The organism is Pseudoalteromonas sp. M8, from assembly GCF_018141365.1.
In the GTDB taxonomy this organism is placed as follows: Bacteria; Pseudomonadota; Gammaproteobacteria; order Enterobacterales; family Alteromonadaceae; genus Pseudoalteromonas.
This window is the reverse complement of the sequence record NZ_CP047240.1, coordinates 1,125,429-1,140,934: the sequence shown is the minus strand read 5'-3', so window position 1 is coordinate 1,140,934 and position 15,506 is coordinate 1,125,429. Positions and strand designations below refer to the sequence as shown.

Below are 15,506 nucleotides of genomic sequence, written 5' to 3'. Positions count from 1 at the left end.
GTGGCGGAATTGGCAGTTGTCTTAATATAGACGCTGGATTTAGGTTCCAATAACTAATGCCAAAAGATGTGCGGAATTGGCAGTTGTCTTAATATAGACGCTGGATTTAGGTTCCAATAACTAATGCTAAAAGATGTGCGGAAGTGGCGGAATTGGTAGACGCGCTGGATTTAGGTTCCAGTATCTTCGGATGTGAGAGTTCAAGTCTCTCTTTCCGCACCATGTTCTCGATTGGAACTAAAACAATCAAATTTTCGTTGGAGTATCGCCTCGACACGAAGTGGAAGCGGTAAGGCAGAGAAGAGAGAGGTTTTGATCCCTCACTCATCCACCCCCAGATTCAAATCCTGGGTTCAACAATTTAAGTTAGATTTGAGTTTTCGTTGGAGTATCGCCAAGCGGTAAGGCAGCGGGTTTTGATCCCGCCATTCCCAGGTTCAAATCCTGGTACTCCAGCCATCTCTTTTTGAGATGTTAGCTACAAATAAAATATCTACTGTGCGGAAGTGGCGGAATTGGTAGACGCGCTGGATTTAGGTTCCAGTATCTTCGGATGTGAGAGTTCAAGTCTCTCTTTCCGCACCATGTTCTCGATTGGAACTAAAACAATCAAATTTTCGTTGGAGTATCGCCTCGACACGAAGTGGAAGCGGTAAGGCAGAGAAGAGAGAGGTTTTGATCCCTCACTCATCCACCCCCAGATTCAAATCCTGGGTTCAACAATTTAAGTTAGATTTGAGTTTTCGTTGGAGTATCGCCAAGCGGTAAGGCAGCGGGTTTTGATCCCGCCATTCCCAGGTTCAAATCCTGGTACTCCAGCCACATTTCTAAAGTTTCGGAATTGGCAGATGTCTTGAAATAGACGCTGGATTTAGGTTCCAATATACTCTAGATAATAAATGCGGAAGTGGCGGAATTGGTAGACGCGCTGGATTTAGGTTCCAGTATCTTCGGATGTGAGAGTTCAAGTCTCTCTTTCCGCACCATGTTCTTTTAAATCAGAACCCAAAAAGATTTTATTTCGTTGGAGTATCGCCAAGCGGTAAGGCAGAGAAGAGAGAGGTTTTGATCCCTCACTCATCCCCCAGATTCAAATCCTGGGTTCAACAATTTAAGTTAGATTTGAGTTTTCGTTGGAGTATCGCCAAGCGGTAAGGCAGCGGGTTTTGATCCCGCCATTCCCAGGTTCAAATCCTGGTACTCCAGCCAATGGCTATGTAGCTCAGCTGGTTAGAGCACATCACTCATAATGATGGGGTCCCCTGTTCAAATCAGGGCATAGCCACCATTTACAAATGCGGAAGTGGCGGAATTGGTAGACGCGCTGGATTTAGGTTCCAGTATCTTCGGATGTGAGAGTTCAAGTCTCTCTTTCCGCACCATGTTCTTTCAAGTAGAACTCAAACGCTTGAACTTACCTCTATTGCTGGGTATCGTCTCGACACGAAGTGGAAGCGGTAAGGTAGCCTAACTCAAATCTGGGCTAAATAAGATTTGAACTTACCTCTATTGCTGGAGTATCGCCAAGCGGTAAGGCAGCGGGTTTTGATCCCGCCATTCCCAGGTTCAAATCCTGGTACTCCAGCCATCTCTTTTTGAGATGTTAGCTAAAAATAAAATTTCTACTGTGCGGAAGTGGCGGAATTGGTAGACGCGCTGGATTTAGGTTCCAGTATCTTCGGATGTGAGAGTTCAAGTCTCTCTTTCCGCACCATTTAGTAACAGTTTCTTTCCTCTTTATTCATTCCTAGCTCATTTTTATAATGTTACTTTTAAACTTTCTTCATGTTAGGAAAGAAAGTGCTAAAGTCTTTATTTCTTTTATTTTCATTAATCATTTTCAGTATACCTAGCTTTGTAGAAGCGAGGGCTAGCTCAATTTGCTCTCCATCACACATAGAAATAGCACTCAAGCATTTTAGCTACTGTCAGCCCTCGGAGCAGGCAAATAAAGTTTCATTTCAAACTTTTATTAACGATACCTACTCAGTTGTGATTCGCGACAACTCTTCTGAACTAACGTTAAGCTGGATAACTGGCGCTACCGCGCTTGCTGGTCTACCTAACAAGTACGATTTAACACCTCTTGAGTTTATGACACGAGCTTTCAATGGTACGTTTGATATACAGAGTGAAGACATGCAGAAAGTCAGTGCTGAGCTTGGCGTTATAGACGAAGCAAATGTATTTACCGCTACTCACGGAGCAAAACATATTTTTTCTTCTATCAGACCTTCAGGGGTTCAAACTGCTTACATTTTGCAGCCCAACAGTGATTGGTTATTAAGGCTAGATGGAAAATTTGATATTAATACATTGATGTATGTGGTCGATAAGCTAACACTGATGAGATAATCTCGGCACTAAATAATGAAGCGTGCAGTAATACCAATTTATCTTAATACTTGCTCCTTCAAAAAGATCACTTAATTAAGTAACCTGAGCTGCGGATAATTAATGCCTTTCTAGCAGCCAGTTTTAGCGCTAACTGCGTTGAATTCACTTCCAATAGCCAGCTATTGGTGCGTAAATTCGCCTTGTTTTCCCTAAATCTTGCTGGCTAGACAAGGAAAAAACTAAGTTGTGCTTTAGCAACAATGAGTTGGAACATTCCTTATCCAAACCTCAGGTTAAGTAAATTGGTGTAACACGCTCAGTGTAGAGAACAAGGATTAAAAACCAACTCCTCCCATGGCGTGCTTAAGCACTTCTTTTTTCAGCGGCCCAGCTTTATTCGCCACATTCAGCGCCAGATTTCTCAAATGCTTTAACGGTGTTACTTGATTCGAAAAGCCAAAATAACACGCATCCATCATACTCATCATCAAAAGGTTGTCTTTTCTACGCTTTGACTCGTAATGATGTAGTGCACTGCTGTCACCAATATCTTCTTTTGCCTCAATCGCTTCGGCAAGTGCCGCTACGTCTTTAAAGCCAAGATTTACTCCCTGCCCTGCTAATGGATTAATGGTATGAGCTGCATCTCCTACTAATACCACTCGTTCGCTCACGTATTGGTTAGCATGTTGCCTTGCTAAAGGAAAAACCGCCACTTCTTCAATCTCAAAGTCACCGGGTAGCTCAAAAAATGCAGCTTTTACTTCTTGTTTTAGCGCCTGCTTATCTAGTTGCTTAAGTAAATTGAGTTTATTGCCGTTGTCATACCAAATCAGATTGGCATACGGATACTGCATAGGTAAAAAGGCAATGGGACCTGATGGCTTAAATTGCTGCCATGTTTTTTCTTGCTGCGGCGCGTCGAGTTTAATCAGCAGCCCCATACAATGTTGCTCATATTGCCACCCCGTCACGCCTATGCCACTCATTTGTCTGACGATAGAACGGCCACCATCAGCTGCAATTAACAAATCGGTGGTAAAGGATGCTGCTTGATACTCAATCGTCACGGAATCCTCATTATGAACAATGCGCTTTGGGATCCCCTCTGGTGAAACCACTTTGATATCAAATTCCTCAAACTGTTGCCACAATGCTGCTTGAATGAGGTTATTCTCAATTAAGTGGCCTAAGTGCGAGGCGTTTAGCGCTTCACAATCAAATATCAATTGCCCAGGCTTATCCTCATAGGCTTCTAGCTGCTTGTAAACCGCGGCTCTGGAGCTTCTTAACACAGGCATAGCACCGAGTTCATCCAATAACTGCTCGGAAAAGCGATTGATAGCAGAAACGCGAATATCTACCTTATCACTTGCGAGTATTGCATCAGGTGAGATGGGAGAATGTTCAATAATGGTTACGTCAACACCTTGCTTCGCTAGCTTAACAGCACACGCTGCACCAACCATGCCACCACCGACTATCAGAGCCTTGTTTTTCATGCCATATTCCACTTAATTGAGTCTTTGCGCATTGTAACGCATATAAAAACAGATGTTTGCTTAAAACACCCTGTATTGATCCACATTTTGAAAGTTAAAATCTATACTTGGCTAGACAAGATAGGTCATATAAAATACGCGTCCTTTAGGCATAATGATATCAATTCAGCATCGCCTGCACGAGAAACGCGTAGTGCTAAACACCGAGTTGTAAACGAGGCAATATTTAAATGAGTAAAAAACTGCATATTAAAACCTGGGGTTGTCAGATGAACGAGTATGACTCCCAGAAAATGGCGGATCTTTTGGATTCAACAAATGGCTATCAGCTTACAGAAGAAGCTGAGCAAGCTGATGTGATCCTACTCAATACTTGCTCGATTCGTGAGAAGGCACAGGAAAAAGTATTCCACCAACTTGGTCGTTGGAAACTACTAAAAGACACAAACCCTGATCTTGTTATCGGTGTTGGTGGCTGCGTAGCATCACAAGAAGGCGACACCATTCGTCAGCGCGCTCCATTTGTTGATATCGTGTTTGGCCCACAAACATTGCACCGCCTGCCAGAGATGATCAAACAGGTGCAAAGCAAAGAAGGTGCTGTCGTTGATATTTCATTCCCTGAAATTGAAAAATTTGACCGCCTCCCTGAGCCAAAGGCTGAAGGCCCGAGTGCATTTGTTTCAATTATGGAAGGTTGCTCTAAGTACTGTACTTTCTGTGTTGTACCGTACACGCGTGGCGAAGAAGTAAGCCGTCCTTTAGATGATGTGATCCTTGAAGTTGCTCAGCTTGCGGAGCAAGGTGTACGTGAAGTGAACTTACTCGGTCAAAACGTAAATGCTTACCGTGGTGAAATGCACGATGGTGAAATTTGTTACTTCTCTGATTTAATTCGCTACGTTGCAGCAATTGACGGTATTGACCGTATTCGTTATACAACATCTCACCCGGTTGAATTTACACCAGATATTATTGAAGCCTATGCGGATGTGCCAGAGCTTGTTGACCATTTACACCTACCGGTACAAAGTGGTTCAGACCGTATTCTAAACCTTATGAAACGCGGTCATACTGCGCTTGAGTACAAGTCAACGATCCGCAAGCTACGTAAGATCCGCCCGAACCTAAGCATGTCTTCAGATTTCATCATTGGTTTCCCAGGCGAATCAAACGCAGACTTTGAAGCAACGATGAACCTGATTAATGATATCGGCTTTGATATGAGCTTTAGTTTCATCTACTCAGCGCGACCTGGTACACCAGCAGCCGACTTACCTGATGATGTTGCAGAATCAGAAAAGAAAGAACGCCTGTATCTTCTACAGAACCGTATCAACCAAATGGCGCAGGATATCAGTCGCAAGATGCACGATACCGAGCAGCGTATTTTGGTTGAGGGCCCATCGAAGAAAAATCCAATGGAACTGCGTGGTAGAACCGAAAATAACCGCGTTGTAAACTTTGAAGGTCCACACTCAGTGATCGGCCAATTCGTCGATGTACGTATTACTGAGGCATTACCAAACTCGTTACGTGGTGAACTTATCCGTACTGAAGCAGAAATGGATTTACGTCGTGACGTAAAACCGTCGGATATCTTAAATAAAGCACCACAAGAACCTGAAATTAATGAATTAGGTGTTGGTACTTTTACCCCCTAGCATTTTTAAATTGTGCGCTAGCTTCGGCTAGCGTCATTTTTATAGGAAGACATTTTGAGTAATCAGATAAAGAATATAGAAATTTACTTAGAACCCGCAGATAATCACCGCCTTTCTTCACTTTGTGGTCCGTTCGACGAAAATCTAAAACAAATAGAACGTCGCCTTGGAGTTGAAATCGCGCACCGTGACAATTGGTTTAAAGTGACCGGACAAGCGGTAACGGCAAAAGCAGCTGTGGATATTCTAAAATCTCTATATGTTGATACTCAGCCTGTGAAAGGAAAAATGACAGAAATCGAACCGGATCAGGTTCATCTGGCCATCACAGAAGCGAGCGTACTCGAACAAGACGCCCCAACCGTATGGGACAAAGAAGTCTATATTAAGACTCGTCGCGGTGTAGTTAAGCCTCGTAACCCAAATCAGAGCCAATATGTCGCAAATATCTTAACTCACGATATTACCTTTGGTGTTGGTCCTGCAGGTACTGGTAAAACCTATCTTGCTGTTGCGGCAGCGGTTGATGCGCTAGAACGTCAAGAAATACGTCGCATCCTCCTCACTCGTCCAGCAGTTGAAGCTGGTGAAAAGCTGGGCTTCTTACCGGGTGATTTAACACAAAAAATCGACCCTTACCTTCGCCCTCTTTATGACGCCCTATTCGAGATGCTTGGTTTTGAAAAAGTTGAGCGCTTAATCGAAAAAAATGTCATCGAAGTTGCACCTTTGGCGTATATGCGTGGTCGAACACTCAATGACGCGTTTATTATCTTGGACGAGAGCCAAAATACCACGACTGAACAAATGAAGATGTTTCTTACCCGGATTGGCTTTAATTCAAAAGCGGTGATCACCGGTGATATCACCCAAATCGATTTACCTCGTGGTGCGCGCTCTGGACTTCGTCATGCGATAGAAGTACTCAATGATGTAGAAGAGATTTCATTTAACTTCTTTAAATCTCACGATGTAGTTAGACACCCTGTGGTTGCTCGTATCGTCGAAGCCTACGAGAAGAAAGAAGAACAAGAGCGTCTCGCTAAAGCTGAAAAGCATCAGGCGAAACAGCAACCTTCTGAGGAATAAACCATGGACTTAATGCTAGATTTGCAATTGGCTTGTGAGTTTGAAAACTTGCCATCCGAAGCACAATTTCAATTATGGGCAGAACATGCATTAACGCAATTTCGCGAAGAAGCGGAATTAACGATTCGCATCGCTGACGAGCACGAAAGCCAAGAGCTCAATAGCCAGTACAGGGGCAAAGACAAGCCAACCAACGTGTTGTCTTTCCCATTTGATGCGCCACCGGGGATTGAGTTGCCACTTATTGGTGATTTAATTATCTGTCCCCAAGTGGTATACCAAGAATCCATAGAGCAAGAAAAGACCTTTCATGACCACTTCGCCCATATGGTTATCCATGGTTGCTTGCATTTACTTGGATTTGACCATATAAATGAACAAGACGCGGTAGAAATGGAAACAATAGAGAAGCAAATTCTCGCTTCTTTGAATATCGCAGATCCTTACAGAGACGATTGTTAAATTAACGGAGCAGACACAACTAATGAGCGACGATAACTCGCAAAGTAGTCAGGGTTCTTCTAGCAAGACCTGGCTGGGACGCATCACACAGATGCTGCAAGGGGAACCCCAAAATAAAGAAGAATTGGCTGAAGTCATCGCTGATGCGCAAGAGCGCCAGCTGATTGACCCAGAAACCAAAGACATGATGGAAGGTGTACTCAGCGTTTCAGAGCTGAAAGTACGTGACATCATGATCCCACGTTCGCAAATGATTACACTTGATGTAGATGAGCCGCTCAGTGCTCAACTCCCTATGATGGTAGAATCTTCACACTCGCGTTTTCCTGTGATTTGTGAAGACAAAGACCACGTAGAAGGCATCTTACTTGCCAAAGATCTCTTACCTTTGATTTTGCGCGAAGAGCGCGATTTGCCAAGTATCCGCGAATATCTTCGTCCCGCTGTGGTCGTGCCTGAAAGTAAGCGTGTCGATACCCTGCTCAACGAATTCCGTCAAAAACGTTACCATATGGCTATCGTGATTGATGAATACGGCGGTGTATCTGGACTGGTTACTATCGAAGATATTCTCGAAACCATTGTTGGTGAAATCGAAGATGAACATGATGACGACGAAGAACAACAAGATATTCGTCAGCTGTCTAAACATGTTTATACCGTGCAAGCACTCACGCCCTTGGATGAATTTAACGAATTTTTCAAAACCAACTACGACACCCAAGAAGCCGATACCATTGGCGGTATTATTCTTCATGCATTTGGCCATATGCCAAGCCGTGGTGAAACCATAGACATAGATCCCCTTCAGTTTAAGGTAACTAACTCCGATAACCGGAGGATCTTACAAATTCAAGTAAGTGTACCTAAATCTGAACATGTTGAAGACTCTAGTATCTAACCTGAGTAACCTCGCAAAAGATAAGTTTGCATGGCTGGCACTCATTTCTGGCTGTGCACTTACTTTTGCTTATTCCCCTTTTGGTTTTTGGCCCATCGCGTTTGTCAGCTTGATTATAGCGACTTGGCTTACCGATAAACCCAGTCCAAAGCTCGCGGCTAAATATGGCTTTTTATTTGGCTTTGGCTGGTTTGCCCTTGGCATAAGCTGGGTGCATGTCTCTATCGCTGAATTTGGTGGTTTACCCTTACCTGTCTCAGTGCTGTTGATGGCATTACTATGTGCTTATCTTGCCATCTACCCGACATTGGCATTTGCTTTTGCCAGCTACTTTACTCGCACACCTTGGCAACGGGTGCTGGCACTTGTTGCGGGTTTTGCCATTACCGAGTGGCTGCGAGGCCATATGCTCACGGGCTTCCCTTGGCTTAGCTTCGGTTACACATTAACTGACTCGCCATTGGGCAGTTTAGCCCCTTGGATCGGTGAATTTGGCTTAACATTGTTAGTTATTTTAGCGACAACCAGCCTTTACTATCTACTTAAACAACGTGCGATTTATCTCACCATAGTCAGCTTTGCTGGCATTGCCGGTCTATACAGTGTGCCAATCATTCAAGGCCCACTGAAATACTCGGGTGATGAAATTACCACCTTACTTGTACAAGGTAATATCAAACAGAGTCTGCGCTGGGAGCCTGAACAGTTTTGGCCTACCATGTCTAAATATCGAGATATGACCAGACCTAACTGGCAAGGCGTTGATTTAGTGGTGTGGCCAGAAGCGGCTATTCCAGAATTTGAAGATATCGCCTACCCATTTTTAGAAGGGCTGGACAAAGCCGCCGCGTTTAATGGCACGGCGCTAATAACGGGTATTCCCGATTATCAGTTTGATACCAGAACCGCGTACAACACGCTGATCACGCTTGGTAAAAAAGAAAAAGAAGATAGCGAAGGGCAATATCACTATCTGCACAAAAACCGCTACCAGAAGCACCAATTGTTGCCTATTGGTGAGTTTGTGCCGTTCGAAGACCTATTGCGTCCTATTGCGCCTCTTTTTAACTTAGCGATGTCGTCATTTACTCGAGGTGATGCGGTACAACCAAACCTACTTGCAAATGGCTTGCATGTGTTACCCGCTATTTGCTACGAAATCGCGTTTAGCGAGCTTGTCAGAGGTAACTTTACCTCTGAGTCAGATATTCTTTTTACTGTGAGCAACGACGCTTGGTTTGGAGATTCCCACGGCCCGCATCAGCATATGCAGATCGCTCGCATGCGTGCCTTAGAATTACAGCGCCCATTAATTCGAGTAACGAATAATGGTATCACTGGTGTTTACGATCCACTTAGCAAAGTTCAGCATGCCATTCCACAATTCGAAGCCAATATACTGAAAAGTGATGTAAAACTCATTAGTGGAGTGAGCTGGTATGCAGAGCATGGTAATCGCCCCATCTGGTTTATTGTCGCTTTTATTTTGCTGATACTCACCGCCGCAAAGGCAAAGTCCATAGTGCTTAAGCGATTTGAACGCAACTTTTTGTAGTTGCGGTGTTGTACCTGTCGCGATGTAAAATCGTACCTACATACAATAAATAACCTCTGGTGGGAGCCGCTTTACGCGGCGATATCTAATACCATATCGCGATGTGAAATCGCTCCTACACGTAATATATAACGTCTGGTGGGAGCCGCTTTACGCGGCGATATCTAATGCCATATCGTGATGTGAAATCACTCCTACACAAAATATATAACGTCTCGTAGGAGCCGCTTTACGCGGCGATATCTAATGCCATATCGCGATGTAAAATCGCTCCTACATGCAATATATAACTCTGGCCAGAGCCGCTTTACGCGGCGAGCTTTTGCTATATCACAATGTGAAATCGCACTGAATATATTACCTCAGCTAAAAGCAGGTTTGTGTTATTACTCGCAAGGTATAATAACACTCACTTTCAACCCACCTAATTCGCTATGCGCAACGGCAATGCTGCCACCGTGCAATTCAACCAGTTTTTGACAAATAGATAAACCTAAGCCGGAGCCACCAAGATCTCGGCTACGTGATTTATCACAGCGGAACAAACGTTCAAACAATCTCCCTAAAGCTTCATCGCCCACACCTGGGCTTGAATCTTCAATAACACATTGGATCTGCTGGCTTTGATAGCTAATATCCACACAGACTTCTCCCGGCTTGTCAGTATAATTCACACTATTACGAGCCAAGTTATTAAATACCTGAGCGAACCGAGTTACGTCAATGTCGATTTCTAGCTCATCAGGTAGTTCAATATGGGCATTAAACTCAAGCCCTTCATCCGTCACAAAGTCATCAATATCTTCAACAAGACCAATAAAGGCTTGTTTGGCATTGACGCGCTCTAACGCCAAGTTAAGGCTGCCGGTATCTGCCTGCGCGAGTTCGTAGATATCTTTAATTAATGTGTTAAGAGTATCAAGACGGCGGTTAAGCACTTTGTAGCTCTGCTTTGGATTTTCCACCAAATTATGTTCAAGAGATTCAATATGTAGCTTAAGTACGGTAAGTGGTGTTCTTAATTCATGAGAAATATCTGCAAGTAGTTGCTGCTTTAAGTCCAAGGTTTTGTTGAGAAGCTGCTTCTCGAGTTCCAGTGAGCGACGTTTGTTTCTCGCAAGTAGTAAAAATGCGCTCAGTAGAACGACCAAAACTCCCACCACTGCTGCCGTTACTATTTGTTCTACGCGCTGTTCGGCCAGCTCTACATCACGCTGTGTTTTTAGACTTTGTAGCTCATATTGATTTTTCTGGTACTCGGTATCCATCTGATAGGCCAAGGCTTTTTGACTGGCTTCTTTTTCAAGCTGAGAAACCTTAGATTCCGCATATTGTAAGTGATAATTAAGCGCAGACTCAAAATCACCTTTCGCGCTGTAGGCGTCCTTTAACACTCGTAATGCGGTTTCCTTGAGGCCAAGATAAACCTCATCTTGAGCAATAATTTGCTCCATACTTTGAATAAAAAAATCAGCTCGTTCAGGTAAAACAATTTGCGCATAGGTAGTCATCGTCTCTTGATAAAGCACTTTACTTTGTACCGGATCAATTAACTCTAGCGCCTGTTCAACATACTCTTGAGCCTTAGCTTTTTCATTTGCTTTTAATTTAACTTCAGCCAAATTGCTCAGGGCCCAGCCCTGATTTCTGGTATGGTCATTCTCCTCGAAAATCGTAAATGCTTTTTCAAATGACGCTTGTGCATTGTCATATTGGCTGAGTTTCATTTGTTCACGACCAATGCGGATCAACGTGTAAGCTGAATAAACGACATTGCCCGCTTTAATGTCATAGTCATATGCGGTTTGATAGGCTTCAAGCGACTTTTCATGGTCGCCAATCACTTGATGTGCACCACCTAGGTTATAGTAAACTTGTCCAAGTAAAACAGTATTTTCCTGTTTTTGGCTTTTTAGTACAGCTATCGATTGCTGCAGTAATTCAAGTGCCTTGTCCGGTAATGAAAGATCCGAGTAAACATCTGCTAACTGAGTAATCGCAGACACTTGCAAATCTGGGAGTTCATACTTCTTTGCCACTTCAATTGAGAGTTCATAACTCTCTATCGAGTCTTTATAACTGCCATTGCTTTTGTAAGCAGCAGCCCGAAAGCGATAAGCGTGGCTTAACAATCGATGCATATCAAGCGCAGATAGCTGAGATACGGCTAGGTTTAAATAACTAATCGCGTCGCTAAATCTCCCCTCTTTGAGCATGAGGTCACCATACGTTAAAGAGTATTTAGCTTCATATTCGGGTAAATGATGCGAGAGTAATACCTGTTTAAAGCGCTCCGCCCATTTATATGCTTCTTCGAGCTGGAAACCGTTTTTTAATGCAACCGTGGTCTTATGGTGAACGTCTGCAATTTCTTCCGGCGTTAAGCCTGACTCTAATACTTGGTCGACTTTTTGAAGCGCGCTATCACGTGTTTCTTGTTGCTGAATTTCTTTTATAAAAGCATCATATAAACGCTCACTAGCGTGAACTAGTGGGCTTAGTAGTAGGCAACAAGTAAGCAGGATTATCTTAAAGTGCAACACGTTATCGTCTCTTTTTTATTATCATTATAAATTGAGCAAAACAGCAGGCGAATAGGCTATCATATTGCGTGAGCATTAAATAATAAATTGTGGTTCTATGTATGTCGAATAATTGTCTAACTCAGTTTTTGTTAGCGTTAAAAAGCGCGGATATAGAAAAAATAAAAGCCGTGTATGCACAGGTGACCAGAGACGAGCAGATTGAGGTCCTCAAGTTTCTTTTTCAAAGTGCGCAGAGTAACACTGTACTCTATGGCCACTATCAAGATATAGCGAGTGTTTGCTTACAAGCAGCACGCTTTCCAGAGGCGATGATAGCTGCGATTAACTCCTTGGAGAAGTTTGCCTTTTTTTCAACACCATTGATCCAAGCTGAGCAAATCAATAACCTTAACCCGCAAGGAAATAACATACTACATATCCTTTTATCGCAAATGTCCGCGAAAGATAACGGTCTAAATTACCTTAGGACCTTATTGCACTTTGAAAGCAAAGAGCTACTTCAAAATGCGCTGAGTCAAAGAAATGCAAAAAAGTTAACACCTCTAGAATGCTACTTAGCTTTTAATAGCCATACTGCGCCACTGAGCATTCAAGAATTAAGTGCGTTACTTGGCTTGATGGAAATCGAAAGGCGACATATAAGCGCAGTGGAACCCCACAACGCTAAAGTGATTGAATCACACCTCCAACAACAACACCGGCTCAGTGAATATAAACAATTTCTGCTAGCCACTTACTATCAAAGCAATGCAGGCTAACTTTCCTCAGGCTTTAAATTAAGAGGCAGGCAAACTGGCGATGTATTCACTTGCTGTCATGCGGTGATAGGTGACTTGTTTGTAAAGTAAGTGCGCTGGGTTTGGGTCAACCACTTCAATTGGAATTGCTTTGTGCCTTGCTATTTCCAAGGCCATTTGAGTGATATTGACACTAAAGGAAGTGCCCATAAAAATGATTCTATCCGCAGCATACATTCGTGACTGTGCTTCGCTAATACGATACAGATCGGTGTAGTATTCGTCGAATAACAATACATAGGGTTTAAGTGACACGCCTTTTTCTGGGCCTTGTCGCGCGATCTTGAAAAGTGCTAACAACGACTCGGCCAATCGACTTTCGTCTACCTCATCCCAAGGGGCAGTAAAACACGCTGTGGGCTCACCTTGGGTATGAAAGGGAGTCACCTGATCAACGCGTCCATGGATCGCAATAAAATGATTATTTCCCGCTTTACCATCTAAACCGTCGATATTTTGCGTGATCACATTTTTATCACTAAGCCATTGATGAACCTGATTGGGGCCGTGATTACGGTAAGCCACAAAACGATGGTAGTACCATTTTAAGAATTCTGCCGGTTGCGATTTATACATTGCGCGCGTTGCCATTTCTTGAGGAGTGTAATTAGCCGAACCTATCGTCCAAAAGCCATCCTCTCCCCGAAAAGTTGGAATACCACTTTCGGCACTCACCCCTGCACCTGTGATATACAACGTTTGCAACATGACACAACCTCAACTCAAGTAAATTTGACTCACGATAACGTAAAGTAGATACCCAAGGCTAGCAACACAAGTGCACCCGCAAGCCCAAACATAGGCAGTTTGCGACCAATAGATTCTGGTCTTTCGAACACTTCAGAAGGTGATTCAGTCACTACTGTTTCTTCTTCCACCGTTTTTACATCCGGTTTAGTCGACTCATGGGGAGTAGTCTGAGGTGAAGCCTGAGCTTCCGCAGTCCCTTCAAAGGCCGTACAAGGGATCTGCCATTGATACCCTTTTCGTGAAAAGGTTTTGATGGCATCATCACCAAACAAAGCACGTAAATGGCCAATATTTTGAAATACGACCTGATCGGTTACTTTTCTATCTGGCCATACCTTCTCTAAGATGTCTTCTTTACTGTGGATGGTTTGAGGAGCAGATAAAAATAGCTCCAATATCTGAGCAGGTTTTTGTTTTAAATTGAGCTTTCTGTCGTCTTTATAAAGCTTCAGTTCTTTGCTATCAAACAAAAAATCCTTAAAAGCGAATTTCATTTCCCTAGTTCCCAACTTGGTCTTAATTACTGTAATAGTTATTGTTTTATTCGAATTTACTACAACTTAACATTGCATTTATAACGAAACATGCCGCGAAAATATAGGGCAATGTTACATCGGTTTACAAACTATTGATAAAATCGGCTTTAGTATAGAGCGATCACTCAGAAAATCACTACCTAATCCTTAGAATAATTCGAATAGACTCAAAACCTAAGCATATATAAACTGCATTTTCTGTAATTGTTAGGCTGACTCATGTTACTTGCTTTTATCTACTCCATCGTGTTGATAAAAACCTCATTACTCGGGCTGGGACTTGTCAGTATTGTGCTCTCAACAATCTTTATTCTCGCGCTACATCTCAATATACCCACCCTCTCAACCAATGCAAAAAGCGAATTTATTAAATCCTTTAAGTTTGTGACCTTCTCGCACCTGCTCGGTTACTTGTTGTTATTGGGTAAACTTTTGTTTATTGATGGCTGGCAAGACGTACCTATGTTCATTGCAAGTCACTTGATCATGCATCACATATGGAGTGGGCTTATTGCTGCGATTTTGACATTGACAACCATACTAAAATACCAAACGCTCATTGCAAAATCTACGGCAGCTAAAAGTACTTAGCAAGTGCAACTATTTATATTTGTAAAATAAAGAGAACCAAACTAGACGCCTTCTTACACTTTATGACAGCCCCCCAACAGACCTTGACACCCCCGCTATTTATACTGTCCTCAAGTTAACCACAACGGACATTGATTATGAAAATTAAAGCGCTTTTATCTCTTGCATTACTCACAACAAGTTTATCGTCTTTTGCAGAACAAAATAACGAGACGCATCGCGTTGGTTTAGACATCTCTGGCGGCGGCGCTTCTTATAAAAGCTCAAGCAAAGATGGTGATGGTGTAGGCCAAGCATACCTGTATTACAACTATCACTTTACGCCAATTTTGGCGCTTGAATTAGGTTATAACAGCGGTGAAGACTTAGATGATTGGAAGTGTGAGGACGAAAATGATCGCAAGTTTACCTGTACGCAAAACAACAAAACTTTGTTTGGCCTTGGCGCTAACAATTTAGAATTTGATAACTTTGTTGTTGCCGCAAAAGGCTACTATCAAATTTCTGACAACAGCTATTTTTACGGCAAATTAGGTGCGAACTACTACGATTACGAAATCACTCGTGGCCGCACTAAATTAGTTACCGACGATGGCATCGGTTTTGTCGCTGAAGCGGGTTGGCAATATGACTGGGATAACGGCATGGCAGTTAACCTTGGCTATAAGTACCTTGATATGGGTGACTTGGATACATCGAGCCTATCTCTAGGTGTCAGCTACCGCTTCTAATACCCAACCAATAAAAAAGCATGTGAGTCTCACATGCTTTTTTAT

General features: G+C 42.9%; 13 protein-coding genes and 10 tRNA genes. 19 read left to right on the top strand and 4 right to left on the bottom strand.

Annotated features, from left to right (window positions below; all coding sequences use genetic code 11):
* Positions 1–137 precede the first annotated feature (137 nt).
* From GSF13_RS09930 to GSF13_RS09880, 11 genes are all read left to right on the top strand, one after another.
* Positions 138–222, top strand: a tRNA-Leu gene (locus GSF13_RS09930).
* A 162-nt stretch (positions 223–384) separates the two neighbouring features.
* Positions 385–459, top strand: a tRNA-Gln gene (locus GSF13_RS09925).
* A 41-nt stretch (positions 460–500) separates the two neighbouring features.
* Positions 501–585, top strand: a tRNA-Leu gene (locus GSF13_RS09920).
* Between the two features lie 162 nt (positions 586–747).
* Positions 748–822: transfer RNA gene (locus tag GSF13_RS09915), tRNA-Gln, on the top strand.
* A gap of 79 nt (positions 823–901) precedes the next feature.
* Positions 902–986 (top strand) — tRNA-Leu (locus GSF13_RS09910).
* Between the two features lie 148 nt (positions 987–1,134).
* Positions 1,135–1,209 (top strand) — tRNA-Gln (locus tag GSF13_RS09905).
* Between the two features lie 2 nt (positions 1,210–1,211).
* A tRNA-Met gene (locus GSF13_RS09900) sits at positions 1,212–1,288 on the top strand.
* Positions 1,289–1,297: 9 nt separating this feature from the next.
* Positions 1,298–1,382, top strand: a tRNA-Leu gene (locus GSF13_RS09895).
* Positions 1,383–1,513: 131 nt separating this feature from the next.
* Positions 1,514–1,588, top strand: a tRNA-Gln gene (locus GSF13_RS09890).
* A gap of 41 nt (positions 1,589–1,629) precedes the next feature.
* Positions 1,630–1,714: transfer RNA gene (locus GSF13_RS09885), tRNA-Leu, on the top strand.
* Between the two features lie 86 nt (positions 1,715–1,800).
* Positions 1,801–2,355 (top strand): hypothetical protein, encoded by a 555-nt coding sequence (locus GSF13_RS09880; RefSeq protein ID WP_206471296.1) that lies wholly within the window; start codon positions 1,801–1,803, stop codon positions 2,353–2,355.
* A 317-nt stretch (positions 2,356–2,672) separates the two neighbouring features.
* On the opposite strand, the gene GSF13_RS09875 is transcribed toward GSF13_RS09880, so the two are convergent.
* Positions 2,673–3,839 (bottom strand): FAD-dependent oxidoreductase, encoded by a 1,167-nt coding sequence (locus GSF13_RS09875; protein ID WP_211868074.1) that lies wholly within the window; start codon positions 3,837–3,839, stop codon positions 2,673–2,675.
* Positions 3,840–4,069: 230 nt separating this feature from the next.
* On the opposite strand from GSF13_RS09875, the gene miaB reads away from it, so the two are divergent.
* From miaB to lnt, 5 genes are read left to right on the top strand one after another with little or no spacing between them, the layout of a single operon-like run.
* Positions 4,070–5,503 carry a tRNA (N6-isopentenyl adenosine(37)-C2)-methylthiotransferase MiaB gene (gene miaB / locus GSF13_RS09870; protein ID WP_010607359.1) on the top strand — a complete coding sequence of 478 codons (1,434 nt, stop codon included), beginning with the start codon at positions 4,070–4,072 and terminating at the stop codon, positions 5,501–5,503.
* Positions 5,504–5,557: 54 nt separating this feature from the next.
* Positions 5,558–6,592, top strand: a complete 1,035-nt coding sequence (locus GSF13_RS09865; protein ID WP_211868072.1) for a PhoH family protein — start codon at positions 5,558–5,560, stop codon at positions 6,590–6,592.
* Between the two features lie 3 nt (positions 6,593–6,595).
* A complete protein-coding gene (ybeY, locus tag GSF13_RS09860; RefSeq protein WP_010370421.1) occupies positions 6,596–7,054 on the top strand; it encodes an rRNA maturation RNase YbeY in 459 nt (152 codons plus the stop codon).
* A gap of 22 nt (positions 7,055–7,076) precedes the next feature.
* Complete coding sequence (gene corC / locus GSF13_RS09855) at positions 7,077–7,955, top strand: CNNM family magnesium/cobalt transport protein CorC (RefSeq protein ID WP_010607361.1); 879 nt, start codon at positions 7,077–7,079, stop codon at positions 7,953–7,955.
* Positions 7,933–9,510: an apolipoprotein N-acyltransferase gene (gene lnt, locus GSF13_RS09850; RefSeq protein WP_010607362.1), complete on the top strand. Its 1,578-nt coding sequence runs from the start codon at positions 7,933–7,935 to the stop codon at positions 9,508–9,510. Before corC ends, lnt begins: the two co-directional genes overlap by 23 nt.
* Before the next feature lie 386 nt (positions 9,511–9,896).
* On the opposite strand, the gene GSF13_RS09845 is transcribed toward lnt, so the two are convergent.
* Positions 9,897–12,053 carry a tetratricopeptide repeat protein gene (locus tag GSF13_RS09845; protein WP_211868070.1) on the bottom strand — a complete coding sequence of 719 codons (2,157 nt, stop codon included), beginning with the start codon at positions 12,051–12,053 and terminating at the stop codon, positions 9,897–9,899.
* 101 nt (positions 12,054–12,154) lie between these two features.
* Between GSF13_RS09845 and GSF13_RS09840 the strand changes: the two genes are divergently transcribed.
* Positions 12,155–12,814 carry a hypothetical protein gene (locus tag GSF13_RS09840; RefSeq protein WP_174170849.1) on the top strand — a complete coding sequence of 220 codons (660 nt, stop codon included), beginning with the start codon at positions 12,155–12,157 and terminating at the stop codon, positions 12,812–12,814.
* An 18-nt stretch (positions 12,815–12,832) separates the two neighbouring features.
* On the opposite strand, the gene GSF13_RS09835 is transcribed toward GSF13_RS09840, so the two are convergent.
* Positions 12,833–13,561 (bottom strand): Sir2 family NAD-dependent protein deacetylase, encoded by a 729-nt coding sequence (locus GSF13_RS09835; protein WP_211868068.1) that lies wholly within the window; start codon positions 13,559–13,561, stop codon positions 12,833–12,835.
* A gap of 29 nt (positions 13,562–13,590) precedes the next feature.
* Positions 13,591–14,097 carry a winged helix-turn-helix domain-containing protein gene (locus GSF13_RS09830; RefSeq protein ID WP_211868066.1) on the bottom strand — a complete coding sequence of 169 codons (507 nt, stop codon included), beginning with the start codon at positions 14,095–14,097 and terminating at the stop codon, positions 13,591–13,593.
* Between the two features lie 261 nt (positions 14,098–14,358).
* Here GSF13_RS09830 and GSF13_RS09825 point away from each other — a divergent pair, with 261 nt between their 5' ends.
* Positions 14,359–14,730, top strand: a complete 372-nt coding sequence (locus GSF13_RS09825) for a hypothetical protein (RefSeq protein WP_211868064.1) — start codon at positions 14,359–14,361, stop codon at positions 14,728–14,730.
* Positions 14,731–14,867: 137 nt separating this feature from the next.
* Complete coding sequence (locus tag GSF13_RS09820) at positions 14,868–15,461, top strand: porin family protein (protein WP_010607368.1); 594 nt, start codon at positions 14,868–14,870, stop codon at positions 15,459–15,461.
* The last annotated feature ends 45 nt before the right edge of the window (positions 15,462–15,506 follow it).